This is a genomic window from Humibacillus xanthopallidus, assembly GCF_006716675.1.
In the GTDB taxonomy this organism is placed as follows: domain Bacteria; phylum Actinomycetota; class Actinomycetes; order Actinomycetales; family Dermatophilaceae; genus Humibacillus; species Humibacillus xanthopallidus_B.
In genome coordinates, this window is the sequence record NZ_VFPM01000001.1 from 1,536,225 (window position 1) to 1,561,782 (window position 25,558).

General features: G+C 73.6%; 20 protein-coding genes. 12 read left to right on the plus strand and 8 right to left on the minus strand.

Annotation, left to right across the window (positions count from 1 at the left end):
- Positions 1-43: 43 nt before the first annotated feature.
- Together FBY41_RS06730 and FBY41_RS06735 are read left to right on the plus strand one after the other, a co-directional pair.
- Positions 44-1,045 carry an ArsR/SmtB family transcription factor gene (locus tag FBY41_RS06730; protein ID WP_141842545.1) on the plus strand — a complete coding sequence of 334 codons (1,002 nt, stop codon included), beginning with the start codon at positions 44-46 and terminating at the stop codon, positions 1,043-1,045.
- 66 nt (positions 1,046-1,111) lie between these two features.
- Entirely contained in the window at positions 1,112-2,122 is a 1,011-nt protein-coding gene (locus tag FBY41_RS06735) for a hypothetical protein (RefSeq protein ID WP_141842546.1), read from the plus strand.
- A 6-nt stretch (positions 2,123-2,128) separates the two neighbouring features.
- Here FBY41_RS06735 and FBY41_RS06740 read toward each other — a convergent pair whose 3' ends face one another.
- Positions 2,129-2,806: a cobalamin B12-binding domain-containing protein gene (locus FBY41_RS06740; RefSeq protein ID WP_141842547.1), complete on the minus strand. Its 678-nt coding sequence runs from the start codon at positions 2,804-2,806 to the stop codon at positions 2,129-2,131.
- Positions 2,807-3,020: 214 nt separating this feature from the next.
- On the opposite strand from FBY41_RS06740, the gene FBY41_RS06745 reads away from it, so the two are divergent.
- The gene (locus tag FBY41_RS06745) at positions 3,021-5,234 is read left to right on the plus strand and encodes an acyltransferase family protein (RefSeq protein ID WP_185748924.1); all 2,214 of its coding nucleotides are present in this window, start codon (positions 3,021-3,023) and stop codon (positions 5,232-5,234) included.
- Here FBY41_RS06745 and FBY41_RS06750 read toward each other — a convergent pair.
- On the minus strand, positions 5,206-5,916 hold the full coding sequence (locus FBY41_RS06750; RefSeq protein WP_141842549.1) for an SDR family NAD(P)-dependent oxidoreductase: 711 nt from the start codon (positions 5,914-5,916) through the stop codon (positions 5,206-5,208). The genes FBY41_RS06745 and FBY41_RS06750 overlap by 29 nt on opposite strands.
- A gap of 195 nt (positions 5,917-6,111) precedes the next feature.
- Here FBY41_RS06750 and FBY41_RS06755 point away from each other — a divergent pair, with 195 nt between their 5' ends.
- The 5 genes from FBY41_RS06755 to FBY41_RS06775 are packed head-to-tail and all read left to right on the plus strand — an operon-like array spanning position 6,112 to position 13,507.
- Positions 6,112-7,428: an SWIM zinc finger family protein gene (locus tag FBY41_RS06755; protein ID WP_260439593.1), complete on the plus strand. Its 1,317-nt coding sequence runs from the start codon at positions 6,112-6,114 to the stop codon at positions 7,426-7,428.
- On the plus strand, positions 7,425-8,960 hold the full coding sequence (locus FBY41_RS06760) for a DUF5691 domain-containing protein (protein WP_141842550.1): 1,536 nt from the start codon (positions 7,425-7,427) through the stop codon (positions 8,958-8,960). Before FBY41_RS06755 ends, FBY41_RS06760 begins: the two co-directional genes overlap by 4 nt.
- Complete coding sequence (locus tag FBY41_RS06765; protein WP_141842551.1) at positions 8,957-10,054, plus strand: ATP-binding protein; 1,098 nt, start codon at positions 8,957-8,959, stop codon at positions 10,052-10,054. Before FBY41_RS06760 ends, FBY41_RS06765 begins: the two co-directional genes overlap by 4 nt.
- Before the next feature lies 1 nt (position 10,055).
- Entirely contained in the window at positions 10,056-12,308 is a 2,253-nt protein-coding gene (locus tag FBY41_RS06770) for a DUF5682 family protein (protein ID WP_141842552.1), read from the plus strand.
- The gene (locus tag FBY41_RS06775; protein ID WP_141842553.1) at positions 12,305-13,507 is read left to right on the plus strand and encodes a vWA domain-containing protein; all 1,203 of its coding nucleotides are present in this window, start codon (positions 12,305-12,307) and stop codon (positions 13,505-13,507) included. The genes FBY41_RS06770 and FBY41_RS06775 overlap by 4 nt, the downstream gene beginning before the upstream one ends.
- On the opposite strand, the gene FBY41_RS06780 is transcribed toward FBY41_RS06775, so the two are convergent.
- Positions 13,500-13,913 (minus strand): RidA family protein, encoded by a 414-nt coding sequence (locus FBY41_RS06780; RefSeq protein ID WP_141842554.1) that lies wholly within the window; start codon positions 13,911-13,913, stop codon positions 13,500-13,502. The genes FBY41_RS06775 and FBY41_RS06780 overlap by 8 nt on opposite strands.
- Positions 13,914-13,971: 58 nt before the next feature.
- On the opposite strand from FBY41_RS06780, the gene FBY41_RS06785 reads away from it, so the two are divergent.
- The 4 genes from FBY41_RS06785 (at position 13,972) to FBY41_RS06800 (ending at position 22,301) form a co-directional block, all read left to right on the plus strand.
- A complete protein-coding gene (locus FBY41_RS06785; protein WP_221629213.1) occupies positions 13,972-14,619 on the plus strand; it encodes a uridine kinase family protein in 648 nt (215 codons plus the stop codon).
- An 86-nt stretch (positions 14,620-14,705) separates the two neighbouring features.
- Positions 14,706-16,196 carry a hypothetical protein gene (locus FBY41_RS06790; protein WP_141842555.1) on the plus strand — a complete coding sequence of 497 codons (1,491 nt, stop codon included), beginning with the start codon at positions 14,706-14,708 and terminating at the stop codon, positions 16,194-16,196.
- Positions 16,197-16,273: 77 nt separating this feature from the next.
- Positions 16,274-16,510 (plus strand): hypothetical protein, encoded by a 237-nt coding sequence (locus FBY41_RS06795; RefSeq protein ID WP_141842556.1) that lies wholly within the window; start codon positions 16,274-16,276, stop codon positions 16,508-16,510.
- 253 nt (positions 16,511-16,763) lie between these two features.
- Positions 16,764-22,301, plus strand: coding sequence for an ATP-binding protein (locus FBY41_RS06800; protein WP_141842557.1), 5,538 nt, complete (start codon positions 16,764-16,766; stop codon positions 22,299-22,301).
- A 161-nt stretch (positions 22,302-22,462) separates the two neighbouring features.
- On the opposite strand, the gene FBY41_RS06805 is transcribed toward FBY41_RS06800, so the two are convergent.
- The 5 genes from FBY41_RS06805 to FBY41_RS06825 are packed head-to-tail and all read right to left on the minus strand — an operon-like array spanning position 22,463 to position 25,489.
- Entirely contained in the window at positions 22,463-23,206 is a 744-nt protein-coding gene (locus FBY41_RS06805; protein WP_141842558.1) for a hypothetical protein, read from the minus strand.
- A complete protein-coding gene (locus FBY41_RS06810) occupies positions 23,203-23,787 on the minus strand; it encodes an RNA polymerase sigma factor (RefSeq protein ID WP_141842559.1) in 585 nt (194 codons plus the stop codon). Before FBY41_RS06810 ends, FBY41_RS06805 begins: the two co-directional genes overlap by 4 nt.
- A gap of 60 nt (positions 23,788-23,847) precedes the next feature.
- A complete protein-coding gene (locus tag FBY41_RS06815) occupies positions 23,848-24,144 on the minus strand; it encodes a DUF6510 family protein (protein ID WP_141842560.1) in 297 nt (98 codons plus the stop codon).
- Between the two features lie 11 nt (positions 24,145-24,155).
- Complete coding sequence (locus FBY41_RS06820; protein ID WP_141842561.1) at positions 24,156-24,920, minus strand: ferredoxin reductase; 765 nt, start codon at positions 24,918-24,920, stop codon at positions 24,156-24,158.
- Positions 24,890-25,489 (minus strand): molybdopterin-dependent oxidoreductase, encoded by a 600-nt coding sequence (locus tag FBY41_RS06825; protein WP_141842562.1) that lies wholly within the window; start codon positions 25,487-25,489, stop codon positions 24,890-24,892. The genes FBY41_RS06820 and FBY41_RS06825 overlap by 31 nt, the downstream gene beginning before the upstream one ends.
- Between the last annotated feature and the right edge of the window lie 69 nt (positions 25,490-25,558).

Sequence of the window (25,558 nt, forward strand, 5' to 3'; positions counted from 1 at the left end):
GGCGTGGACGGGCCGCCGCTATTGTTTCGGGTGGAGGCGAAACATGGGGACGTGGCAGATCTCGGTCGACCTGCTCGCGCGCAGTCGTTTCGTCGTGTCGCCGCGCATCGAGTGCTCGGCGGCGGTCAGTCACCTCGTGCGCCCCAACGATCCGATGACCCGGGCCTTCTCGGCCGCCCACCGCGAGTCCTTCGAGTCGATGCTCGACGAGCACCCGGCGCGCCGGGCGGTCCTCGACCACAGCTGGCGGCCGGGATGGATCGCCGACTGGCTCTCGGTGCCGCCGACCGGCCCGGGACTCGGCTTCGAGGAGGAGCTCGACCACGTCACGCGGCTCGGTGACGCGTGGGTGCGCGCCGACCTCCGGCACACGAGCGGCGGCCCGCTGCCGCGCATCCTCAGCCGGCCCGGCACCGCGCGCCATGCCACCGAGCTGCTCGCATGGGTGTGGACACACTGCCTCGCCACCGACTGGGCGCGGCGCGAGCGGGTGCTGCGCGCCGACATCGTCTCGCGCACGGCGCGGCTCGCGACGCACGGCTGGGCGGCGGTGCTGCGTGACCTCGGCCGCGACCGCGAGTGGCTCGGCGACGGGCAGCTGCGCATCAACCGCTACGACCTGCCGTCGCGCGTCCTCGCCGACGACGCCGACCTCTTCTTCGTGCCCAAGCACGGCTCCGCCACGTGGGTCGGGTGGGACCTCCCGCAGCGGTATGCCGTCTACTACCCCGTCACGGGCGCGCTCGCCCAGGTGGACGGCCGGGTCGACGACGGTCTCGAGCGGCTCGTCGGCGCAGCGCGGGCTCGGCTGCTGCGCACCCTCGACGGGCCGTCGAGCACGACAGCCCTCGTCGCCCGCACCGGTATGCCGCTCGGCTCGGTCGGCGACCACCTCAAGGTGCTCCTCGCCGCCGGCACCGTCCTCCGGCGCCGCTCGGGTCGAGAGGTGCTCTACTGGCGCACCTCGCTGGGCGATGCCCTCGTCGCCTCGGGAACCGGGGCGGGTCGGGAGTCCGCGCGCGGCGCCATGACCCGCGGCGACTGAGCCGGGCGGCCGACGGCGGGGAGGACCTGCCCTCGATTTCTCGCGACAATCTGCGCAAGATGGGTCATGGACACTCACACTCCATCCCCCACCCCTGCATGGTTGTCGCGCCGCGCCCTCCTCACGACCGCCGCCGCGTCGACCCTCGTCGCCCTCACCGCGTCATCGGCGTCCTCGGCCCCGTCCGCTGGCCGGCGCTCCCCCGCCCCCGAGACGGTGCTGCTGCCCGACGGCATCCGACCCGAGGGCATCACGTCCGGCCCGGGCACCACCTACTACGTCGGGTCGCTCGCCGACGGGCGCATCGTCACCGGCGACCTGCTCGCCGGCACGGTGGCGACCCTGCTGCCAGGCGCTCCGGGCCGGGCCCTGCGCGGCCTCTCCCACGACGACCACTGCGGTGTCGTCTGGGCCGTCGGCGGCGTCACGACACCGACCGGCACCGAAGGCCACGTCTGGTGCGTCGACGCGACGACCGGAGCCGTGCACCACGACGTCGTCGTGCCGGGTGCGGTCTTCCTCAACGACCTCGTGCTGACCGACGACGCCGTGTGGGTCACCGACTCGCGCGTCGACCGCCTCACCGTCATCACCCACGACCACGCGACGATGTCGGTGAGCGGGCCGAGCTTCGTCCCGCTGACCGGCGCGTGGCCCGGCAACCCGAGCGGAAACGCCAACAACGCCAATGGGATCCGCCTGCTGCCCGACGGAGACATCGTGCTCAACAACAGTCGGGTCGGGGGTCTCTGGCAGGTCGATCCTACGACCGGCAACACGCGGGAGATCCTCGTCAGCGGGGGTCGCGTCATCACGGGCGGTGACGGGCTCGAGACCGACGGCTCCGTGCTCTACAACGTGCGCGGCAGCGGGCAGTACGAGGTGTCCGTCCTGCGCCTGTCGCCCACAGCGACGGGGTGGGCCGCGAAGTGGACCGGCGCCCGCACCGACGAGACGCTCGACATCCCGTCGACCGCCACGCTCGCCGGCGGGTGGCTGTGGGCGGTCAACGCCCGCTTCGGGGTGACCTCGCCCGGCACGGCGTCGTACTGGATCACCCGCCTCCCGGCGGCCTGACGCCGGTCAGCCGGCGGCGTCGCCGGTCAGGTCGTCGTGCGCTCGGGCGCCGCTCGGGACGTAGGTCTCGTGCAGCGCCCGCGCGCCGGCGACCGGGTCGCCGATGATGAGCTGCGCCTCGCACAGCGATGCAAGCTCCTGGGTGGCCCCCGGTCCGGCGATGTGGACGGGCGTGTGCCGCCCGAGAGCGCGCAGAGCCGGCCCGTGGGCGGCGAAGGCGGTGCGGCGATGAGCGGAGAGCACGACGGCACCCGGACGCAGGGTGCGCGCCGCGAGCGCCACCTCGGCCGTCGGCGTGCTGGCCCCGAGGTAGCAGACCTGCCAGTCGAGGCGTGAGAGCACGAGGGCCATCGCCATGAGCCCGAACTCGTGCTGCTCGCCCGGCATGCAGGCGAGGACCGCGACGGGGCCTTCGCCACCGCGCTCTCCGTGCAGCATCATCGACAGGCGCACCCTCAGCACGTTGCTCGCGAAGTGTTCCTGGGCGACCCCGATCTTGCCCTGCTCCCAGCGCCGGCCGACCTGGCTGAGGTAGGGCATGACGACGTGAGCCAGCCCGTCCTCCACGTCGAGCTGCTCGAAGACCCGGCCCAGGATGCGGTGGCCCCCTGCCTCGTCGAACGACTCGAGGGTGGTCTCCAGCTGGTCGACCCAGTCCTGCGCTGAGGTGTCGAGCTCGGACATGAGTGCTCCGATCAGGTGGTGCCGTCGCGGCTCGCCGGATTCTCGACGTCAGGGACGGTGCCCACCCCATCATCGCTCATGAGCCCGCGGGCTCCTACATCGCGACCGTGACCGGATCGTGGCCGGACCTGCGTCCAGGCTGCGGGGCGATCCGAGACGGCCGCTCGCGGCGTAACGCCCCACACCCGCCCCTGCTGGGGTCATGCTGTGCGGCATGAGCGTCAGCCCCGAGCAGCCACGGCGGCGTGCCGACATCCAGGGGCTGCGCGCGGTGGCGGTGCTGGCGGTCATCGGCTTCCACGTCTTCGGCTGGCCCCAGGGTGGCTACCTCGGCGTCGACGCCTTCTTCGTCGTGTCGGGCTTCGTCATCACCGGTCTGCTGCTCCGCGAGCGGGAGCGCACCGGCCGCACCTCCCTCCGCGCGTTCTGGGCACGTCGAGCGCGCCGCATCCTGCCGCTCGCCCTCGTCGTCATCGCGGCCGTCGTCGCCGTCGCGCCGCTGGCGTGGGCGGGTCCCAAGGTGGCAGCCGTCAGGACGGACGCCATCTGGGCGACCTTCTTCGCGGCCAACTGGCACTTCGCGGAGCAGTCGGCCGACTACTTCCAGCTGGGGTCCGAGCCGTCGCCGCTGCTGCACTACTGGTCGCTCGGGGTCGAGGAGCAGTTCTACCTCGCCTGGCCCCTCCTCGTCGTCCTCGCGCTCGCCCTCGCCGGCGCGGCCCACCGCAGTCGCGTCGCGCTGGTGGTGCTCGCGGCCGTCGTCGGCATCCCCTCCCTCGCGTGGGCCGTCGCGCAGGGCGCCTCCGACCCGACAACGGCCTACTACTCGACCTTCACCCGCGGCTGGGAGCTCGCCCTCGGCGCTGCGCTCGCCACGGTCCCGGCCGTCGCCGCGACCCACCGGCGGTATGCCGTCCGGCTCGCTCCCGTGGCCCGCACCGCTCTGTCCTGGGCGGGTCTGGCGATCCTCTTGGCGAGCGTGGCGCTCCTGTCGCCGGCGACCGGCGTGCCCTGGCCGGCGGCCCTCGGTGCGACGATCGGCACGGCGCTCGTGCTCGTCGCCGGGATCGGGGCCGGGGCCCCGGGGTCGGTCCTGCTGACCAACCGCGTGAGCGGCTACCTCGGCGACATCTCCTTCGGCCTCTACCTGTGGCACTTCCCGCTCGTCGTGATCGTCCCGGTCTTCCTGTCGGCGAGCCGATCAGCCACCGCCGTAGTGGTGCTCGTGGGCACCCTGCTCCTCGCCGTCATCTCGCACCACCTGCTCGAGCGGCCCGTCCTCGATGCACCGCGGGTGCGACCGCGGGCCATGCTGGCGTCGGGCCTGGCGCTCGTCCTCCTCGTCGGCGTCGTCGGCGGGGCGGCGGCGATGCGTCCCGACCTCTTCTCCGGCGGCACCGTGGTCGCCTCGGGAGCGGATGCCGAAGGTGCGGTCGAGACTCCGGCGGGCGGTGTGCCGGCGCCCGAGCCGACCCCCGAGCCGACGCCCACCGCCACGAGCGCGAGCCCGACGGCGACGGGCCCGACGCCGTCGCCCTCAGCCCCGACGACCACCGCTGCCGCCGGCTGGGCCCCGATCCCCTTGGGGGCGACCGGCACCCGGGTGCAGAACGGCCTCAGCGAGGCGCTCGCCTCGACGTCGTGGCCCTCCGACCTCAATCCCTCGCCCGACGCGTGGCAGACGATGGCGGACCCCCGGATGTCCACCGGCGCGTGCACGGCCACGCGCGCCTCGGACCCCGACTCGTGCACCTTCGGCAACCGCAAGGGCCCCGAGATCATCGTCTACGGCGACTCCATCGGCATCCCGCTGCTCGCCACCGTCGTCAAGGCGTACGGATCGACGTACAAGGTGCGCGGCATGACCAAGATCGGCTGCGCGGTCAACGGCGTCGATGCCAACTTCGGCAAGGACGAGTGGGCCATCCCGTGCGTCAGGCACCGGCAGATGGTGCTCGACTACGTGCGGCGGGTGAAGCCGAAGATCCTCATCATGACCGAGACCTACTCCTGGGCGGTGCGGCTGAAGTCGAAGGCCAAGGGAAGCGCATCGGCCAAGGAGTGGCTCGCGGCCGACCAGGCGTTCGTCGACTCGGTGCGCGAGAGCGTGGGGTCCGTCGTCATCGTGGCGCCCTCGATGCCGGGCGTGGCCTTCCTCGACTGCTACCGGCCGGGCGGCTCCCCGCGACGGTGCGTCACCGGCATACCGGCGTGGTGGGCGCGGACCCGTGACGTCGAGAAGAAGGTCGTCGGCGCGCACTTCATCGACACGACGCACTGGTACTGCGTCGACGGCCGCTGCCCGCTCTTCACCGGCACGACCGACACGATCGTCAAGGGCGACTACCTGCACACGTCGGTCCAGTACGCCCGCCAGCTCGCGCCGGACTTCGCCTACCTCATGAAGGCGTCGGGGGCGCTGCCGTGAACGCCGTCGACGGCAGGTCGCGCTCGTCCTCGCGCAGGGCCCGGACGACCCGATCGGCGACGACCTCGGGCGTCAGCCCCTGCGGCAGGCGAGGCGCCTCACCTGCGATGGCGCGTGTCGTCAGGCCCGTCTCGGTGTGCGGCGGCCGCACGTCGAGCACCCGGATCCTGCGCCGGCGCAGCTCCGTGGCGAGCGCCGCGTCGAAGGCGGTCAGGCCCGCCTTGGCCGCGCTGTAGGCGGCCATCCCCGGCATCGCCCGCTCGGCGACGACGGCGCTGACCTGCACGAGGAACCCGCCCTCGGGGAGCGCCCCGATGGCGGCCCGGGCGAGGCGGATGGGGGCGACGAGGTCGAGCAGGAGCACCTCGTCGAGGGTGTCGTCGTCGAGCCCCTCGACCGGCCCGAACGCGACCACCCCCGCCGCGTTGACGACGCCGGTCAGCGGGGCGGCCTCGACCGAGGCGCGCACCGCCGAGGCGGGGCCGTCCGGACGCGTCAGGTCGGCCACCACCGTCGTCACGACGGCGTCGCCGAGCTCGGTGGCGAGGCCCTCCAGGCGGGCCGGGTCGCGACCCGAGAGCGTGAGCCGGCACCCGGCCTCGGCGAGGCTTCGCGCGATCGCCCCGCCGAGGCCGCCGGTGGCGCCGAGGACGAGGACGTGGGCGGAGGCGAGGTCGGTCACGCCGCCATCATCACCCGGCTCCCCGCTCGGCAACAGGGCAGCGACCGGCGGCTGCACCCACACCCCCGTCGAGTGCCCAGTTCCCGACGCACCCGACTGAGCACTCGACCACCCGGACGCCACCACCCCCGGTCGAGTGCCCAGTTCCCGACGTTCACCCCGGGTGTGGGAGGTGTCGGCAATGATGTGCCAGTCATGACGCGAGCGACTCGATGGACCGCAACGCAGGTGGCCGGCCTCGCCCCCGACGCCTCGTCGCTCGCCGCTGCCCGCAGACTCGCGCGCCCGGGTCCGTGGTCCGACACCGGCTCCACCGACACGCTGCTCTGGGGCAAGTGCCAAGGGTCGGGCAAGACGCCCTACCAGGTGAGCATCGACCTCGTCGGCCCCGCCTTCCGCTGCAGCTGCCCGAGCCGCAAGTTCCCCTGCAAGCACGGGCTCGCGCTCCTGCTGCTCTGGGTCGACGGTTCCGGTTCGGTCGCGGATGCCGACGAGGCGGCCGGCTTCGCGCAGGAGTGGGCGGCCGAGCGATCGGCCCGCGCCGAGGCCAGGGCCGCCGGCGATGCAGCCCGCCCGACCCAGACTCCCGACCCGGCTGCCGCGGCCAAGCGCCTCGAGGACCGGCTCGCGCTCATGGACGGCGGCATGGACGACTTCGCCCGCTGGCTCACCGACCTCGCCCGAGGGGGCACAGCGGCCGCACGGCACCAGTCCTACTCGTGGTGGGACGGCACCGCCGCGCGCCTCGTCGACGCCCAGCTGCCGGGTCTCGCCGACGACGTGCGCTCGGTGGGCGGAGCCGTCAGTGGCAGGCCGGACTGGCCCGAGCGGCTGCTCGTCGCCCTCGGCCGCTGGTGGACCGCGACCCGTGCGTGGGCAGCCCGCGAGTCCCTCGACGACGCGCAGATGGGCGACCTCCGCGCCTACCTCGGCTGGTCGACGAGTGCCGACTCGGTGCGGCGGGCCGACGCCGTGACCGACCGATGGCTCGTGCTCGGAGCCCACCGCTCCGACGACGGCCGCCTCCAGCAGCAGCGGACGTGGCTGCTGGGCGACGCCACCGGTGAGACGGTGCAGGTGCTCGACTTCGCCGCCGGGGGGCAGGTGCTTCCCGTCGCGCGGGCCGTCGGGTCGACCCTGGTCGCGACGGTCGCGCGCTACCCCGGCGCTGCCGTGCGCCGGGCCCTCTTCGCCGACGAGCCCGCTCCCGCCGACGACGAGGTCCGTATGCCGTCCGGCTCGACACTCGAGCACGCACAGCTCGCTGCCGCGCGGGCCTGGGGTCAGAACCCGTGGGCTCGCAGGGTGCCGGTCGTCCTCGCCGACGTGCGGGTCGGCGTCGACCGCGTCGTCGACCCGCAGGGGGCGAGCCTGTCGCTGACCGGGGACGCCCCGGTGTGGTCGCTCCTCGCCCTCACCGGCGGCCGCCCGTCGCGCGTCTTCGGCGAGCTCGAGGACTCGCGCCTGCGGCCGCTCACCGTCGTCGTCGACGGCGAGGTGGTGGGCCTGTGAGCGACCAGGAGGCCGGCGACGTCGACACGTGGTGGCGCGAAGTCGGCAACGTCGCGCTCGTCGGCACGTCCCGACGACCCGTCCCACCGCTGCCCGACCTCGGCCCGGCGGGCGTGCGGGCCCGGGCCGACGGCGCGCGACGTGAGGAGACGCTGCTCGACTCCGTCGCCATCGGCGCGGCAGCCCTGCGTGCCGGGCGTCGCCTGGACCACGCCGACCCACCCGCGGCGGCTCCCGACGACCACCGCCCCGTCGCACCACGACGGGCCGTGCAGCTGCTCGAGCTCGTCATCACGCAACCGCCGGCCGGAGCCCAGCAGCGCGCGGGTCTGCTCGTGCACTGGCTGCGCGCGGCTGACGACGCCGGCTGCCGCGTCCCCCACGGCCTCCTGCCCGGACTGCTCGACCTCGCCACGGGCGGTCGCGAGCTGCGCCGGCCCGTCACTGCCGTGCTCGACGAGCGTGGCCGGTGGCTCGCCGGCCTGCGCGAGGAGTGGTCGTGGGTCGCCGACGCGGTGGCAGGCGCCGGGGCCGGCGCTGCCTCCCGCAGCGAGGGCACCGCACCCGCCGCCGGAGACTGGGCGCGCCTGCCGTCGTCCGACCGCATCGCGGTGCTGGCCACGCTGCGCACCCACGAGCCCGCCGCGGCCCGAGCACTGGTCGCCTCGACGTGGGCCACCGACTCGGCACGCGACCGGCACGCCCACCTCGGCACCCTGCGCATCGGGCTCGGACCGGACGACGAGCCGCTCCTCGAGGCCGCCCTCGACGACCGCGCCGCCACCGTGCGCGGGGCCGCTGCCGAGCTGCTCGACGCGTTCCCCGGCTCGGCTCGCGCCGCGCGCATGGCAGAGCGGCTCCGGCCCCTCGTGCGCCGCACCGGGCTGCTCGGCAGGGGCGTCGAGGTCACGCTGCCAGGCGAGCCCGATCCGGCCGGCACGCGCGACGGTCTCGGCAAGCCGCCGCCCCGGCGCTCGGCCCGCGGGTGGTGGCTCGAGCAGATCTGCGCCGGTGCACCGCTCGAGGTCTGGTCCGAGCTGACCGGCGCCGACCCGTCCCTGACGGTCAAGCGACTCACCGACGCGCAGGCGACCGACGCGTTGACCGGCATACGTCGGGCAGTGCGTGCGCGGCGCGACCCCGAGTGGGCGACGGCGCTGCTCGACCGGGGCTGGGACCCGACCCTCGTGGCCGCCCTTCCCCGCGAGCGCCGCGAGCGAGTCGTGCTGACGCGCGTCGACGCCACCACCGACCGCGTGCACGAGCTCGGTGCCGTCGTCGGCTCGGTCGACCCGCCGTGGTCGCCGGACTTCAGCGTGGCCCTCGTGTCGCGCCTGCGTGCGTCGAAGGTCGGCTCGGCCATGGTGCTCGCGACGATGCCCCACCTGCTGAGCGGGCTGCACCCCGCTGCCCTCGACCCCCTCGAGCGGTGGATCGAGCAGGCCGGCGGCGACCAGACCCTCACGACCAACCTCCGCAACCTGCTCCAGTTCCACTCCGTCAAGCGATCGATCACCGAGGCCTTCAGATGAGCGAATCACCTTCTCCCACCACGGTTCTGCGGGCCCACGCCGAGGACGCCCATGCCGACGAGCTCGCTGCCCTGGCAGCCGTCGACGACCGCCCGCGCCCACCGCGCTGGCGGTTGTCTCCCTGGGCTGTCACGACCTACCTCCTCGGCGGCACGCTCGACGACGGCACCGAGGTCACGCCGAAGTACCTCGGCTCGCGCCGGCTCATGGAGGTCGCGGTCGCCTCGCTCGCCACCGACCGCGCGTTGCTGCTCCTCGGCGTGCCCGGCACGGCGAAGACGTGGGTCAGCGAGCACCTCGCGGCCGCAGTGAGCGGCTCGTCGACGCTCGTCGTCCAGGGCACGGCGGGCACGCCCGAGGAGTCGCTGCGCTACGGCTGGAACTACGCGAGGCTGCTCGCCGAGGGGCCGACCCGTGCGGCACTCGTGCCGAGCCCGGTCATGCGAGCCATGGAGACGGGCACCCTCGTGCGCATCGAGGAGCTGACCCGCATCCCGGCCGACGTGCAGGACGCCCTCATCACGATCCTGTCGGAGAAGCACCTGCCGATCCCCGAGCTCGACTCCGAGGTGCAGGCACAGCAGGGCTTCAACGTCATCGCGACGGCCAACAACCGTGACAAGGGCGTCAACGACCTGTCGTCGGCGCTCAAGCGCCGCTTCAACACCCTCGTCCTGCCACTGCCCGACACCCTCGCGCAGGAGGTCGAGATCGTGCGCACTCGCGTCGACTCGCTCGGCCGCTCGCTCGAGCTGCCGCCCGGGCTCGAGTCGCTCGCCGAGATCGAGCGGGTCGTCACGATCTTCCGCGAGCTGCGCTCGGGTGTCACCGCCGACCAGCGCACGACGGTGAAGTCGCCGTCCGCCACCCTCTCGACGGCCGAGGCGATCTCGGTCATGACCAACGGCCTGTCGCTCGCCGCGCACTTCGGCGACGGGGTCGTGCGGGCCGACGACGTCGCGGCCGGTCTCGTCGGTGCCGTCGTCAAGGACCCCGTCCAGGACCGCATCGTCTGGCAGGAGTACCTCGAGACCGTCGTCAAGGACCGCACCGAGTGGACCGACCTCTACCGCGCGTGCCGCGAGCTGGGCTGAGATGACCGCGAGCAGCGTCAGAGGAGGGCAGGCCCGCGTCGAGGTGCTCGGTGTCCGCCACCACGGGCCGGGCTCCGCGCGCTCCGTCGCCAGGGCCCTCGACGAGCTGCGGCCCGACGCCGTCGTCATCGAGGGGCCACCCGAGCTCGACGCCCTCATCACGCTCGCGTCCGACCCCGACCTCGTGCCGCCGGTGGCCGGCCTCGTCTATGCCGTCGACGAGCCACGGCGGGCGGCGTTCTACCCGTTCGCCGCGTTCTCGCCCGAGTGGGTCGCCCTGCGCTGGTCGCTCGAGCACGGCGTCGACGTCCGCTTCGCCGACCTCCCGGCCACGCACCACCTCGCCGACGACCCGGACGACGGGCCACGCCGCCGGGGCCCGCGAGTCGACCCCATCTCGGCCCTCGCTTCGGCCGCGGGCTACGACGACCCCGAGCGGTGGTGGGAGGACGCCGTCGAGCACCGCCGCACGTCCTCGCTCGCGCACTTCGCCCACCTGCGCGAGGCGATGGAAGGAGTGCGCGGCAGCCTCGAGGTCGATGACGACGCACGTCGAGAGGCCTTCATGCGCAGGGTGATCCGTGCCGAGATGCGAGCCGGCCGCGAGCGCATCGCCGTCGTCTGCGGCGCCTACCACGCCCCCGCGCTCCACCCGCCGTCCTTCCCGCCCGTGAGCCGCGACAACGCCCTGCTCAGCCGGCTGCCCAAGGTCAAGGTCGCCGCCACCTGGGCTCCTTGGAGCTCCGAGCGACTGTCGTATGCCAGTGGCTACGGCGCCGGGGTCCGCTCCCCCGGGTGGTACCACCACCTCTTCGTCACCCCCGACGACGACGTCGTGCCGTCGTGGTTCGTCCGGGTCGCCCGAGCGCTGCGTGGCGAGAACCTCGACGCGTCGACGGCATCGGTCGTCGAGGCGACCCGCCTGGCAGGCGCGCTCGCGGCCGTGCGCGGTCGCCCCTCCGTCGGCCTCGCCGAGCTCACCGACGCCGCCCGGGCCGTGCTCACCGAGGGCTCCGACCTGCCGCTGCGCCTCATCGACCGCACCCTCGTCATCGGGGAGGAGCTCGGCCGGGTGCCGGAGTCGACCCCGATGGTGCCCTTGGCCGGGGACCTCGCCAGGCAGCAGAAGTCGTTGCGGCTCAAGGCGACTGCCGCCTCGACGGCCGTCCAGCTCGACCTGCGTCGCGAGTCGCAGCTGGCCCGTTCGGTGCTGCTGCACCGGCTCGCGGTGCTCGACGTGCCGTGGGGCACTGCGCTCGACGCCGGCCGCACCATGGGCACCTTCAAGGAGGCGTGGGAACTCGAGTGGACCCCCGAGCTCTCCGTCGCCGTCATCGAGGCGAGCCTCTACGGCACGACCGTCCGCAGTGCCGCCGAGGCCCGCATCGCCGAGGAGGCCGCAGAGGCGGCCGACCTCGGTGTGCTCGGCCGGCTCATCGAGCAGTGCCTGCTCGCCGACCTGCCGCAGGGACTGCGCGCCGTCGTCGCCGCGCTCGCCGAGCGCACCGCCCGCCAGCACGACACCCGGGGCCTGCTGGAGACCGTCGAGCCGCTCGCCCGCACCTGCCGCTACGGCGACGTGCGCGGCGTCGACGTCGCCGATGTCTCCCACGTGCTCCAGACCGTCGTCGTGCGGGCGGCGGTGGGGCTGCGCGCCGCCTGCTCGAGCCTCGATGACGACGGCGCAGCCGCGATGCGCACGGCGGTCGAGGCAGCTCATCGCGGTGTGGCCCTCGTCGACCGCGCCGACCTGCGCGACCCGTGGGCCGAGGCACTCGTCGCCGTCGGCCGTGACGAGTCCATCCACGGCGCCGTCGCCGGGCGGGTCAACCGACTGCTGCTCGACGGGAGCCTGCTGACCCACGAGGAGGCCGCCGCACGGCTCAGCCGCCGCCTCTCGCCGGGCACGCCCGCACCGGCGGCGGCGGCCTGGCTCGACGGCTTCCTCGCCGGCGAGGCGTTGCTGCTCATCCACGGCGACGACCTGCTCTCCCTCATCGACGAGTGGCTCGCCGGCGCCACCGAGGAGGCCTTCGAGGACCTCCTTCCGCTCGTGCGCCGCACCTTCTCGCGCTTCCAGCCGGCCGAGCGCCGCCTCATCGGAACCCACCTGCGCGACCTCGCGACGGACCCGGGTGCCGGCGGTGCGCGCGGGCTCCACCCCTCGGCCGCGACGAGCTCCATCGACCTCGACCGGGCCGCGCCTGCCGTGGCGGCGGTCGCCCGGCTGCTGGGACTCGAGGTGGCGTCGTGACGGGCCCGGCGGCATACGACAGCGCGGAGCAGGAGCGCGGGCGCGACCGGCTGACCCGGTGGCGGCTCGTCCTCGGCGGCGAGCAGGCGGACGGCATCGGGGAGGCGGCCACCCTCGACGCCGACGATGTCAAGCGCGACGAGGCGCTGCGCGAGCTCTACGACGGCGAGCGCCGCAGCGGCCTCGGCGCCTCTGCGCCACGGGTTGCCCGCTGGCTCGGCGACATCCGCGGCTACTTCCCGTCATCGGTCGTGCAGGTCATGCAGCACGACGCCATGGATCGCCTCGGGCTCACCCAGCTCCTCCTCGAGCCCGAGCTCATGGAGGCGGTGCAGCCCGACGTGGGCCTCGTCGCGACGCTCGTCGGCCTGGGCCGCGTCATCCCCGAGCGCTCCCGCGCCACGGCGCGAGCGGTCGTCCGCGTGGTCACCGACGAGCTCGAGGCGCGGCTGCGGGCTGAGACGGTCCAGGCGGTGCACGGAGCCCTCAACCGCGCCGCCCGCACCCGCCGCCCCAGGGCCTCAGACATCGACTGGAACCGCACCATCGCGGCCAACCTCAAGCACTACCAACCCGAGCACGGCACGGTCGTGCCCGAACGGCTCGTCGGCCACGCCCGCCGGGCGCAGCGGGTCGAGCGCCGGATCATCCTCTGCATCGACCAGTCCGGGTCGATGGCCGAGTCGGTCGTCTACTCCAGCGTCTTCGGTGCCGTGCTCGCCTCGCTGCGGTCGGTCGACACGCGGCTCGTCGCCTTCGACACGGCGGTCGTCGACCTCACCGACGAGCTCGACGACCCCGTCGACGTCCTCTTCGGCGTGCAGCTCGGCGGGGGCACCGACATCAACCGGGCGCTCGCCTACTGCGAGGGGCTCATCGAGCAGCCCGGCGAGACCATCCTCGTGCTCATCAGCGACCTCTACGAGGGCGGCATCGCCGAGGAGATGGTGCGGCGGGCGGCATCGATCGTCGGGTCGGGCGCGACGATGGTCGCCCTGCTCGCGCTGAGCGACTCGGGCCGCCCGAGCTTCGACGCCGACCACGCGGCAGCCCTCGCGGCCGTCGGCGTGCCGGCCTTCGCCTGCACGCCCGACCGCTTCCCCGACCTCATGGCGACCGCCATCGAGAAGCGCGACATCACCGCCTGGGCCGCGGCCCACGACATCGTCACGACCCACGAGTCCGAGCCGCCTACCTGACGGCAGCCACGGCCTCGATCTCGACGAGCTGGCCGGGGTAGCCGAGGACGGTGACCCCGTGCAGGGTGCTCGGCACCTCGTGCTCGCCGAAGGCGTCGTGGACGACGTCCCACGCCGTCACGAGGTCGGCGCGGACCGTCGTCGCGACGAGCACGCGCGTGTAGGCGACGTCCTCGAGGGTCGCGCCCGCGGACTCCAGGGCGGTGACGAGGTTGGCGACGCACTGCCGGGCCTGGGCGGCGATGTCACCCGGCGCGACGGTCGCGCCGGCCTCGTCGAGCGGGCACGCGCCCGCCGCGAAGACGAGGCGGGCGCCGGCGTCGACGGACGCGGCATACGCGTAGGGAGCGGTGTCGGTGAGCGCGTCCGACCGGACGAGCCGGACGGCACTGCGGGGTCGGTCCATGTGCCGACGGTAGTGCGTCCACGTGGAGCGACACGGGCACCGGCGGCATACTCGCGGCATGCAGCTGCACCCCGAGGAGACCGAGGCCGGGCCCTGGCGCCGCGTCGACGACGCCGAGCTCCCCGCGCTCGTCGCGCCCCTGCTCTCCGGCGGGCGCGGCGTGCTGCTCGTCGACGGCCGCTCGGGCAGCGGCAAGTCCACCATCTCGGCCCGGCTGGCTGACCTGCTCGGCGGGGCGGTCGTGCACAGCGACGACCTGGCCTGGCACCACGACGCGTTCGCCTGGGACGACCTCGCACGCGACCACGTCATCGAGCCCTGGCGCCGCGGCGAGAGCGTCGACTACCGCCCGCCGGGCTGGGTGGTCAAGGGCCGCGAGGGCGCGGTGACGGTGCCCGCCGACGTATGCGTCCTCGTCCTCGAGGGGGTCGGTGCGGGTCGCGCGGCGCTGGCCACTCAGGCGGACGCGGTGGTGTGGGTGCAGTCCGACCGGGCGGAGGCCCGCGAGCGCGGGCTGCGGCGGGACGTCGAGCTCGGCCGCACCCCGGAGGAGGCGGAGCGCTTCTGGGACGAGTGGATGGCGGCGGAGGAGCCGTTCCTCGCCGCCGACCGGCCGTGGGAGCGCGCCGACCTCGTCGTCAGGTCCAGCCCGGACGCATGGGCGCCCGGCTGCACGACCGTGGCGCTGAGGCGCAGGGGCCGCTGAGTGAACGGGCGGCAGGCGGGGTATCCCCTCGGCGTGACGGCGACGGGGACGCGACGTGACGGCCGCCGCGCCCCGTGGGCGGCGCGATGACGAGCGCCTCGCTCGCTCGCACGGCGACGGCGGTGTCGAGACGCTCGCTGCCCCGGCCGCCCCGGAAGGTCTTCGTCGCGGTGGTCGTCCTCGGCGCGTGCGTGCTGACCCGGGGGTTCAGCCAGGCCGTGACGCCCTTCATCCGCCACGACGACTGGCCCTACCTCGTGCCGGCCAACACCCCGGGCGTGACATCCGTGGCGGAGCACGACCTCTACGAGGGGCGCTGGCTCAACACGCTGTGGTGGGCGGTCATCGGCCAGCACGGCACGCCGACGTCGGCGTCACTGACGTATGCCGTCGCGTACGCCCTCGTCGTCGCCGGCATGTGGCGCGTGCTGCACCTCTCCGGCATCCGGCCGCGGCCGGCCGTCGACGCCCTCCTCGGAGTCGCCCTCTTCGCCTCGGCCGTCTGGGTGCAGCTGCTCTACTGGCCGGGCGCGCTGACGCCGTCGGTGGTCGTGGCGGCGGTGGCGCTGTGGACCCTGCCCTGGGCGGCGCACTCGCGCTGGCGCCTCGGAGTCTGGCTCGTCGTCGGCGAGGCGTGCGCGGTGCTCACCTACCCGCCCGTCGGTGTGCTGCTCGTGCTCTTCGCCGTGGTGCTGCTGCGCGAGGCCCGCTGGCGTGCAGTGCTCGCCGTCATCACCGGCTGGGGGGCTGGCTTCGCCCTGGGGGTGGCGACGGCCTACACCCTCAACTGGATCGACTACGGCTACTTCGGCATCAAGATCGCCTACTGGCGCGACCCCAACCCGCTGACCTCGCTCGGGGCGCTCGCGACCAACCTCGGCCGGTGGGCCGAGGCCGCGGGCACGCTCTGGGCCTCGCAGTGGTGGGTCGCGGTCGTGGGGGTCGTCGCCGTCGTCCTCGGCCTGAGAGACGTCGTCGTGCGGACTCGGATGCAACGGCTCGTCGTGGCGCTCTCGGTGGCCGGTGGGCTGGACGCCGCCCTGGCGCTCGTCACGGGTGTCGTCACGGAGAACCGCGGTCAGCTGTGGAGCTGGTACGTCGGGGTGCTCCCGGTGGCCCTCCTGCTCATGGACCGGGGTGCGCGGCAGCCGGAGGAGGCGCTCGCCCCTCGCTCGCGGACCCTCGACCGGGTCGCGACGGCCGCGCTCGTCGTGCTCGCCGTGGGCGGGGTGCTCGCGTGGCGCACGGACGTCGGCGAGCACCAGGCGACGCGGGCGCAGTATGCCGCGATCGCCGAGGCCGCCACCCGTGTCGGCCCCGACGGGCAACGTCCGTTCGTCGTCATCTACATGGAGCCGACCCTGCGCCACAGCCGTGAAGGAGGGATCATGGCCGGAACGATGCGCATGGCCGTCCGCGCCGACCAGGACGGCCTGCTGCCCGTCTGGTGCGCGCCCGACGAGTGTGCCCAGATGATCGCGCGCGCATCAGGACCGGTCATCGATCTCGGTCGGGTCGGCTCCCGGCCACACGTCGTCGGCGTGATCGTCCCGAACCCCCCGGCGTGGATCTACTGACGACACGGACGTCCGTGTCACATTCGCCCCGCCAGGACCGTCAGCATGACAACGGACCACCGGAGAAGGAGAGAGCGATGAAGACGATGACCTGCCGGGCCCTCGGAGGCCCCTGCGACCTCGCGCACGAGGGTGCGACCGCCGACGACGTCATCAAGGCCCAGGACCAGCACCTCAAGGACGCGGAGAAGGCCGGCGACCGGGCGCACCAGCCGGCCCGTGACGCGATGAAGAGGCGCTGGCGCCACCCGCGCCAGTCGATGGCCTGGTACCGCGAGACCAAGGAGGCCTTCGCCGCCCTCCCGGACAGCTGAACACCTGGCGATACTGCGCTTGGCAGCGGTGTCAGGCTGCCCGCACGACTGATCGAAAGAGCAATCCGCCCCCACGAGCGCGCACCTCCCTCCGCACGCTCCCGGGCGGATTGCTCTTTCGATCAGGCGCCTCGCCAGAATCCGCTGCCATGTCTACTCGCGGGTCAGCGCCTCGGAGTGGAAGGCTGCGGGTGTGGCGTGACGAGCGCCACTCGCCCTGACGGGCGCTGGCACGACGAAGGAGACCCGCTCGATGATCTCGCGCATCGCAATCGTCAACCGCGGTGAGGCCGCCATGCGCCTCATCCACGCCGTACGCGACCTCAATGCTGCCGCCGGCCCCGACGGCCACCGCATCGAGACGATCGCCCTGCACACGGAGGGCGAGCGGCGGGCGATGTTCGTGCGCGAGAGCGACCACGCCTACGACCTCGGGCCGGCCTCCGCGCGGCCCTACCTCGACCACGCGGTGCTCGAGCGCGCGCTGCGCGAGACGGGGGCCGACGCGGCGTGGGTCGGCTGGGGCTTCGTCGCCGAGGACCCCTCCTTCGCCGAGCTCTGCGAGCGCATCGGCGTCACCTTCATCGGCCCGAGCCCCGAGGCGATGCGCAAGCTCGGTGACAAGATCGGCAGCAAGCTCATCGCCGAGGAGGTGGGCGTCCCGGTCGCACCGTGGAGTCGCGGCGGCGTCGACACGCTCGAGGACGCCAAGGCCGCAGCCGCGCGCATCGGCTACCCCCTCATGCTCAAGGCGACCGCAGGCGGTGGCGGCCGCGGCATCCGCCGCGTCGACTCCGACGCCGACCTCACCGACGCCTACGAGCGCACCCGCGACGAGGCCGAGCGCGCCTTCGGCTCGGGCATCGTCTTCCTCGAGAAGCTCGTCACCGGTGCCCGCCACATCGAGGTGCAGGTCATCGCCGACGGTCAGGGCAGCGCCTGGGCCGTCGGCGTGCGCGACTGCTCCGTGCAGCGGCGCAACCAGAAGGTCATCGAGGAGTCCGCCTCGCCCGTGCTCGGCCCCGAGCAGGAGCAGGAGGTGCGCACGAGCGCGGAGCGTCTCGCGATCGCGGTCGGCTATGCCGGCGCCGGCACCGTCGAGTTCCTCTACCACCCGGGCGAGCGGTTCTTCGCCTTCCTCGAGGTCAACACCCGCCTCCAGGTCGAGCACCCGATCACCGAGGTCGTCACCGACACAGACCTCGTCAAGCTCCAGATCCACGTCGCGAACGGCGGCCGCCTCGACGACCTGCCGGACGGGCGCCCCACCGAGCGCGGCCACGCCGTCGAGGCCCGCCTCAACGCCGAGGACCCCGACCGCGACTTCGCCCCGTCGCCCGGGCGCATCGAGCTGCTGAACTTCCCGTCCGGCCCCGGCATCCGGGTCGACACCGGCGTCGGGGAGGGCGACTCGATCCCGGCCGACTTCGACTCGATGATCGCCAAGATCATCGCCCACGGTCGCGACCGTGACGAGGCCCTCGCCCGTCTGCGCCGGGCCCTGTCCGAGACGACCGTGGTCATCAACGGCGGCGCGACGAACAAGAGCTTCATCCTCGACCTGCTCGACCAGCCCGAGATCATCGACGGCTCAGCCGACACCGGCTGGATCGACCGGGTGCGCGGCGAGGGCCGGCTCGTCTCGCACCGCCACTCCGGCGTCGCCCTCGTCGCCGCCGGCATCGAGGCCTACGAGGACGCCGAGGCCATCGAGCGGGCCCGCCTCTTCGAATCCGCCCGCGGCGGGCGCCCGCAGGTGCAGCACGCGGTCGGCCGCGCCATCGACCTCAAGCTGCGCGGCACGGCATACAAGGTCATGGTGCTGCGCACCGCGTCCGACCGCTACCGCGTGTCGATCCAGAACGGCGGCGAGGCCCACGTCGTCGACGCGTCCATCGACCGCATCGACGACTACGCCGGGCGGATCACCGTCGAGGGTCGGGCCCACCGCCTCATCACCGCCACCCACGGACCCGTGCACCTCGTCGAGGTCGACGGCATCACGCACCGCGTCTCGCGCGACGAGGGTGGGGTCGTGCGCTCACCCGCACCCGCCCTCGTCGTCGCCACGCCCGTCGAGGTCGGTGCGGAGGTCGCCGCCGGCGCTCCCGTGCTCGTGCTCGAGTCGATGAAGATGGAGACGGTGCTGCCGGCGCCCTTCGCGGCGCGCGTGCGCGAGCTGCTCGTCGCGGTCGGCAGCCAGGTCGAGACCGGCGCGCCCCTCGTGCGGCTCGAGCCGACGGGTGACGGGGACGAGGTGGCCGAGGCCGCCGCGACGGAGTCGGTCGACCTCGACCTGCCCGACTCCACCGGGCACACGGCCACGGCCCGCGAGCGGGCCGACCGCCGCATCGGCGACCTGTCGGCGAGCGTGCTCGGCTTCGACGCCGACCCCGCCGGTGACCGGCGCCAGCTCTCCTCCTACCTCGCCGCGCGCGACGAGCTCGCCGCCGAGGGTCACGTGCCGCTCGCCGAGGAGATCTCGGTGCTCGAGCTCGTCGCCGACTTCGCCGAGCTGAGCCGCAACCGTCCCGTCGAGCAGGAGCGGCACACCGAGCTGCTCGTGCACAGCCCCAAGGAGCACTTCCACACCTACCTCCAGAGCCTCGACGCCGACCGCGCCGCGCTGCCCGACGAGTTCCGCGACAAGCTCGCCCGCGTGCTGCGCCACTACGGCGTCGAGGACTTCGAGCGCACGCCGCAGCTCGAGGAGGCCGTCTTCCGCATCTTCCTCGCCCAGCAGCGTTCGGCCCCGGAGATCAACCTCGCCACCTCGATCCTGCAGCGCTGGCTCGGCGAGCCCGCTCCCGCGGAGCAGGAGGCCGCCGCGGCACGCGACGCCCTCGACCGGCTCGTCGTCGCGACCCAGCTGCGCTTCCCCGTCGTCGGCGACCTCGCGCGCAGCGTGCGCTTCCGCTGGTTCGACCAGCCGCTCGTCGACCAGGAGCGCGCCAGCGTCCTCGACGGCGTCGGCGACCGCCTCGCTGCCCTCGCAGCCGAGCCCGACGCCCCCGACCACGCGGCCCGGGTCGACGAGCTCGCCTCGATCCCCGAGCAGATCGTGCGCTTCCTCGCCGACCGGCTGCACTCGGCGCCGGGCGGGGGCCTGCCCGAGCACGAGCCGATGCTCGAGGTGCTCATCAGGCGGCACTACCGCGAGCACGAGCTGCACGGCCTGCACACCTTCGCCGCCGGTGGCCGGCCCTTCGCCGTCGCCGACTACACCCTCGACGACCGCCCCACGCACCTCACCTCGACGATCGGCTCGGTGGCCGAGCTCGAGCCGGGCAGCGCCCTCGACACGGCCGTGTCGGCCGACGTCTGGGCCAGGGTCGAGGGGCACCAGTCCGTCGTCGACCTCTATCTCAGCTGGCCCGACGAGCCGGAGTCGCCCGACGAGGCGAGCGCCCGCCTCGCCGAGCTGCTCGAAGCCCTGCCCTTCACGCAGGACGTGCGCCGGGTGGCGGTCGCCACCTCGCCGGGCCACGGGCGCCCGATCTCCTACTTCACCTTCCGGCCGACCGCGGGCGCCCTCGTCGAGGACCGTCTCGTGCGCGGCGTGCACCCCATGGTCGGGCGCCGGCTCAACCTCTGGCGGCTCACGGCCTTCGACGTGACCCGGCTCGAGGCGCCCGAGGACGTCCTGCTCTACGAGTGCGTCGCCCGGGACAACAAGGACGACCGTCGCCTCGTCGCCCTCGCCCAGGTGCGCCAGGTTGTCGTCGTGCGCGACGACGAGGGCCACGTCACCGGCCTGCCCCACGTCGAGCGCGCCATCGCCAACTGCCTCGAGGCCATCCGTCGGGTGCGGTCGAGCCGCGGTGCCCGCGCCTCGAAGCTCGACATGAACCACGTGTGGGTCCAGATCTGGCCGACGATCGAGGCCGACCTCGGCCAGCTCACGGCCCTCCAGACCCGCATCGCGCCGCTCACCGCCGGTGCCGGCATCGAGGAGGTGCTCGTGCAGGCCAACGTGACGACCGACCCCGGCGAGGCCCCCCTGCCGATCGCGGGCCGCTTCTTCTACCAGCCCGGCTCGGGTGTCGTCGGCACGGTCGGGGCTCCGCCGACCGAGCGGCTCAAGCCGCTCGACGACTACGCCTCGAAGGTCGTGCGGGCGCGGCGTCGCGGCCTCGTCTACCCCTACGAGCTCCAGTCGATGATCGCGGGCGACGGCGGCACCGTCGTCGAGCACGACCTCGACGACTCGGGCGCACTCGTGCCCGTCGACCGCCCGCTCGGCCTCAACAAGGCCGGCATCATCGTCGCGGTCGTCAGCTCGCCGACGGTGCGCCACCCCGAGGGCGTCACCCGTGTCGTCCTCAGCGGCGACCCGCTGCGCTCGCTGGGCTCGGTCGCCGAGGCCGAGTGCGCCCGCGTCATCGCGGCGATCGACCTCGCCGAGCAGATGCAGGTGCCGCTCGAGTGGTACTCCCTCTCGGCCGGCGCCCGCATCTCGATGGACTCCGGCACCGAGAACATGGACTGGGTGGCGCGTGCCCTCAAGCGCATCATCGAGTTCACGCAGGCCGGCGGCGAGATCAACATCGTCGTGGCGGGCATCAACGTCGGCGCCCAGCCCTACTGGAACGCCGAGGCCACGATGCTCATGCACACCAAGGGCATCCTCGTCATGACCCCCGACAGCGCCATGGTGCTCACGGGCAAGCAGTCGCTCGACTTCTCGGGCGGCGTGTCGGCCGAGGACAACTTCGGCATCGGCGGCTACGACCGCGTCATGGGCCCCAACGGCCAGGCGCAGTACTGGGCCAAGGACCTCGCGGGCGCCCACGCCATCCTCATGGCGCACTACGAGCACGCCTACATCGCGCCGGGCGAGTCCGGCCCGCGCCGCGTCAGCACCTCCGACCCCGTCGACCGCGACGTCACCCTCTCGCCGCACTCCGCGCCGGGCTCGGACTTCACGACGGTCGGCGAGATCTTCTCGAGCGCGACGAACCCCGACCGCAAGAAGCCCTTCGACATCCGCACCGTGATGCGCGCCGTCAGCGACGCCGACCACGAGCCCCTCGAGCGGTGGGCCGGCATGGCCGACGCCGAGACGGCCGTCGTGCAGGATGCCCACGTCGGCGGCATCCCGGTCTGCATGATCGGCATCGAGTCCAAGACGGTGGCCCGTCGCGGCTTCCCGCCCACCGACGGCCCCGACACCTACACGGCCGGCACGCTCTTCCCCCGGTCGAGCAAGAAGGTCGCCCGGGCGATCAACGCCGCGAGCGGCAACCGGCCTCTCGTCGTGCTCGCCAACCTGTCGGGCTTCGACGGCTCACCGGAGTCGATGCGTGCCCTGCAGCTCGAGTACGGCGCCGAGATCGGCCGGGCCATCGTCAACTTCGACGGCCCGATCGTCTTCACCGTGATCTCCCGCTACCACGGCGGCGCCTTCGTCGTCTTCTCCAAGACGCTCAACCCGCGCATGACGGTCCTGGCCGTCGAGGGGTCCTTCGCGTCGGTGCTCGGCGGCGCTCCCGCCGCGGCCGTGGTCTTCGCGCGCGACGTCGACGCCCGCACGACGGCCGACCCCCGGGTCGCCGAGCTCGAGAGCCAGCTGGCCTCGGCGTCCGGCGTCGAGCGGGCCCGTCTCGCAACGGAGCTCGCGGAGGTGCGCAGCGCAGTGCGCTCCGAGAAGCTCGGTCAGGTTGCCGCGGAGTTCGACTCGGTGCACAGCATCCAGCGCGCCGTGACCGTCGGCTCCGTCGACGCGGTCATCGCGCCCCAGGAGATCCGCCCGCGCATCATCGCCGCGCTCGAGGAGGGCCTGCAGGGCTGACCGACGACACAGCCCGCGTATGCCGCCCGACGGGGTGGGCGGCATACGCGGGCTGTCGTCGTGCCGCGGGGCCGTGTGCCACCCGGAGGGGAGAGCAGCACACGGCCCCGCGGTGACGCCGCCCCGTGGAGGGAGAGGCGGCGTCGCGGGGGCACCCTCGGTCAGGGACGTCCGGTGGGGTGCGTCGTGGGGGGCACGGTCGCCGGCTTGCCCGTGGGGGTGGTCGTCGGCTTCTGGGAGGGCACGGTCGGGGGCACGGTCGCCGGCTTGCCCGTCGGCACGGTGGTCGGCTTGCCGGTGGGCACCGAGGTGGGCTTGCCCGTGGGGTGGTCGGCCGGCTTGCCCGCCGAGTCGCCGACCGGCGGCAGCGCTGCGCACCAGGCGTCGACCTTGTCGGCGCCGCCGGCGGCCGCCGCGAGGTTGACGAAGGCGGGAGCCTGCGCGGCCTTGCCCTTGTCAGCGACGTGCGACCACGCCGTGCAGAGCCCGTGGGCGGCGGCGCCCGAGGCAACCGGGCCGACCGCGGTCGCCGTCGCAGTGCCGGACGGCGTGCCCGTGGCGCCCTGCGCGTGGGCGGCATCGTCGGCTCCGACCGAGGTGGGGCTCGCGGCCGCGCTCGAGTGCGCGTCGGGCGTGGCTGCCGGGGCGCTGGCCGTCACGTAGGCGACCGTGGCCACGCCACCGACGCCGACCGCGAGGGCGGCGAGGGTGGCTCCGAGCTTGGCGCCCGCAAGGGTGAAGATCATCGATGCTCTCCTGGAGGAGTGGGGAGGGGACGTGACCTGGGCAGCCCGGAACGACCGGATGGCACCGTCGAGGCCGTGGAGCTCGCGCTCGTCGGCAGGTGCCGTGAGGGCCCGGAGGAGGGGGGTCAGGGCCGGATCGTCGATGGGGTCTGCGCTCATGTCACCTCCCGAAGCGCTCGGGAGTCGCTGCGCGTTACACCTTGCTCGGACATGATCTTCGCGAGGCTCTGCAACCCTCGGTGCGCGGCGACGCGGACGGCTCCGGGCGAGCGCCCGACGAGCTCCGCGACCTCGGTGACAGACAGGCCCACGACGACACGCAGGAGCACGACCTCGGCCTGCAGCGCCGGCAGCCGGCGCACGATCTGGATGGCCTCTGCGCTCGAGAGGGATTCGATGACGAGATCGGCGCAGTCGGGTTCGACAGGGGTCACCCACGAGCTGGATCGGTCTCGCCACTGGGCGCGTGCTGACCGGGTGCGTTGGCGCCCCGCATCAACGGCTCGACGCCGCGCGGTGGTGAAGACCCAGGCACGCCAAGCGGTTTCGTCACCGCGAAAGTCCGCGAGCCCCTTGACCACTGTCAGCCAGGTCTCTGACGCGACCTCGTCGGCCGACTCGCCCGCGAGGCTGAGGTAGCGCAGCAGGGCGGGGTTGAGGTCACGCCACAGCACGGCGAAGGCGGACTCGTCACCGGTGCGCGCCCGGGCGAGAAGACGCTCGAACTCCTCGCCGATCACCGGGCAAGTGTGGACTGTCGCGGGCGGTGTGTGGGGTTTTGCGGCCCTGAGAATTTCCTGTCAGCCCGCTGAGGGGATGCGCAGGGAGGTGAGACCCCCGAGGTCGAGCCAGACCGCGTCAGGGGTGCGCACGATGCGCAGCAGCACGTCGTCGCACCCCGGGCAGCGGCCGACGAGCCCTGGCTGCGGCCCGTGGACGCGCAGCGTCGCGATCGCGGAGCTCGCACCGCAGCCGCGGCACCGCCCGACAGCGGTCGTGATGTCGACCGCGAACACCTCGGAGAGCGGCCCGGCGAGCACGTTGCCGTCGAGACCTGCTCCGCCCACCGGCTCCTCACCGCTGTCCTTGTCCTGCATCGCTGCCTCCTTCATGAGCCACTCGGCCCGAAGCGCTCGGTCCGGATGCGCGCCGGGTCGTGGCCCGCCGCCGCGAGGATGGTGGCCGCCGCCTCGACGAAGCCAGTGGGGCCGCAGACGTAACAGGTGGGCGCGTCGGCCGGCCCCCAGCCGGCGGCGTCCAGGTCGGCTGCGCGCAGCCGTCCCGGTGGCCGCTCGTCGCCATCGTCTTCACCCGCCCCGCGGCGTGTGAAGACGTAGCGGACGTCGACGCCCTCAGCCCTGCCGAGGGCGTCGAGCTCCGCGCGGTAGATGACGTCGTCGGGCTGACGTACGGAGTAGACGAGACGGAACGGCGGCCCGTCGGCAGGGCGCGCCCGCAGCATGGCCATGAGGGGCACGACACCCGACCCTCCCGCGACGAGCAGCACCGGACCGGGCTGCTCCGGTCGCCAGACGAACCAGCCACCCACCGGGCCGCGCAGGAGCGCGGCGTCGCCCAGCTGGAGGTCGTCGCAGAGGAAGGTCGAGACCTCCCCGTCGGGCACCCGCTGCACGGTCACCTCGACCCGGTCGCCCTCGGCCGGGGCGGACAGCGAGTAGCTGCGCGTTGCGGTGTAGCCGTCGTCGGCCGTGAGGCGCAGGTCGACGTGCTGCCCGGGCAGGTGTCCCGGCCAGTCGGCCACCTCGAGCACGAGCGTCGACGCGCTCGCGGTCTCGACCCGCCGCTCGAGCAGGCGCGCCGGTCGCCAGGCGCGGCGGGCGCTCAGTCCCCCTGGTATCGCTGCTCGCGCCATGGGTCTCCGTAGTCGTGGTAGCCGAGCTGCTCCCAGAAGCCCGGCGTGTCCTCGAGCACCAGCTCGATGCCGTGCACCCACTTGGCCGACTTCCAGAAGTAGAGGTGCGGCACGAGCAGCCGCGCCGGGCCGCCGTGCTCCGGGTGGAGGTCGTCACCCTCGAACTCGTAGGCGACCCAAGCCTTTCCGTCGAGCAGGTCCTCGAGGGGGAGATTCGTCGTGTAGCCGCCGTAGCTGTGCACCAGGGCGTAGTCGGCAGCGGTCTCGACATCGGCGAGGATCGTGTCGAGCGAGACACCGCGCCACGTGGTGTCGAGCTTGGACCAGCTCGTCACACAGTGGATGTCGACCGTGGGCTCGTCGGCAGCCAGCGCCATGAGCTCGGCCCACGACCACGTGTGCCGGGTGCCCTCCTCCGTGGCGACCCACAGCTCCCACTCGTCGAGGGGTATGCGTGGGGTCGGCCCCGCGGACAGCACGGGGAAGTCGCCGGTCAGGTGCTGCCCCGGAGGCAACCGGCCGTCGTCGTCACGGCGCCGGCCGTGGAAGCCTCTCGTCACGAAACTCATGCGCTCTCCTGGGTCGGCCGTCGCGGAGCGGACTCGGTGACCAGTATTCAGGTCGGCTGCCGTCATGGC

What these genes read in the sequence shown, in the direction of transcription:
- FBY41_RS06780 (WP_141842554.1), bottom strand. Translation starts at nt 13,913, where the DNA reads ATGGACCGACCCCGCAGTGCCGTCCGGCTCGTCCGGTCGGACGCGCTC.
- FBY41_RS06745 (WP_185748924.1), top strand. Translation starts at nt 3,021, where the DNA reads ATGAGCGTCAGCCCCGAGCAGCCACGGCGGCGTGCCGACATCCAGGGG.
- FBY41_RS06820 (WP_141842561.1), bottom strand. Translation starts at nt 24,920, where the DNA reads ATGGCGCGAGCAGCGATACCAGGGGGACTGAGCGCCCGCCGCGCCTGG.
- FBY41_RS06735 (WP_141842546.1), top strand. Translation starts at nt 1,112, where the DNA reads ATGGACACTCACACTCCATCCCCCACCCCTGCATGGTTGTCGCGCCGC.
- FBY41_RS06805 (WP_141842558.1), bottom strand. Translation starts at nt 23,206, where the DNA reads ATGAGCGCAGACCCCATCGACGATCCGGCCCTGACCCCCCTCCTCCGG.
- FBY41_RS06765 (WP_141842551.1), top strand. Translation starts at nt 8,957, where the DNA reads ATGAGCGAATCACCTTCTCCCACCACGGTTCTGCGGGCCCACGCCGAG.
- FBY41_RS06790 (WP_141842555.1), top strand. Translation starts at nt 14,706, where the DNA reads ATGACGAGCGCCTCGCTCGCTCGCACGGCGACGGCGGTGTCGAGACGC.
- FBY41_RS06785 (WP_221629213.1), top strand. Translation starts at nt 13,972, where the DNA reads ATGCAGCTGCACCCCGAGGAGACCGAGGCCGGGCCCTGGCGCCGCGTC.
- FBY41_RS06755 (WP_260439593.1), top strand. Translation starts at nt 6,112, where the DNA reads ATGACGCGAGCGACTCGATGGACCGCAACGCAGGTGGCCGGCCTCGCC.
- FBY41_RS06740 (WP_141842547.1), bottom strand. Translation starts at nt 2,806, where the DNA reads ATGTCCGAGCTCGACACCTCAGCGCAGGACTGGGTCGACCAGCTGGAG.
- FBY41_RS06800 (WP_141842557.1), top strand. Translation starts at nt 16,764, where the DNA reads ATGATCTCGCGCATCGCAATCGTCAACCGCGGTGAGGCCGCCATGCGC.
- FBY41_RS06770 (WP_141842552.1), top strand. Translation starts at nt 10,056, where the DNA reads ATGACCGCGAGCAGCGTCAGAGGAGGGCAGGCCCGCGTCGAGGTGCTC.
- FBY41_RS06825 (WP_141842562.1), bottom strand. Translation starts at nt 25,489, where the DNA reads ATGAGTTTCGTGACGAGAGGCTTCCACGGCCGGCGCCGTGACGACGAC.
- FBY41_RS06795 (WP_141842556.1), top strand. Translation starts at nt 16,274, where the DNA reads ATGAAGACGATGACCTGCCGGGCCCTCGGAGGCCCCTGCGACCTCGCG.
- FBY41_RS06815 (WP_141842560.1), bottom strand. Translation starts at nt 24,144, where the DNA reads ATGCAGGACAAGGACAGCGGTGAGGAGCCGGTGGGCGGAGCAGGTCTC.
- FBY41_RS06730 (WP_141842545.1), top strand. Translation starts at nt 44, where the DNA reads ATGGGGACGTGGCAGATCTCGGTCGACCTGCTCGCGCGCAGTCGTTTC.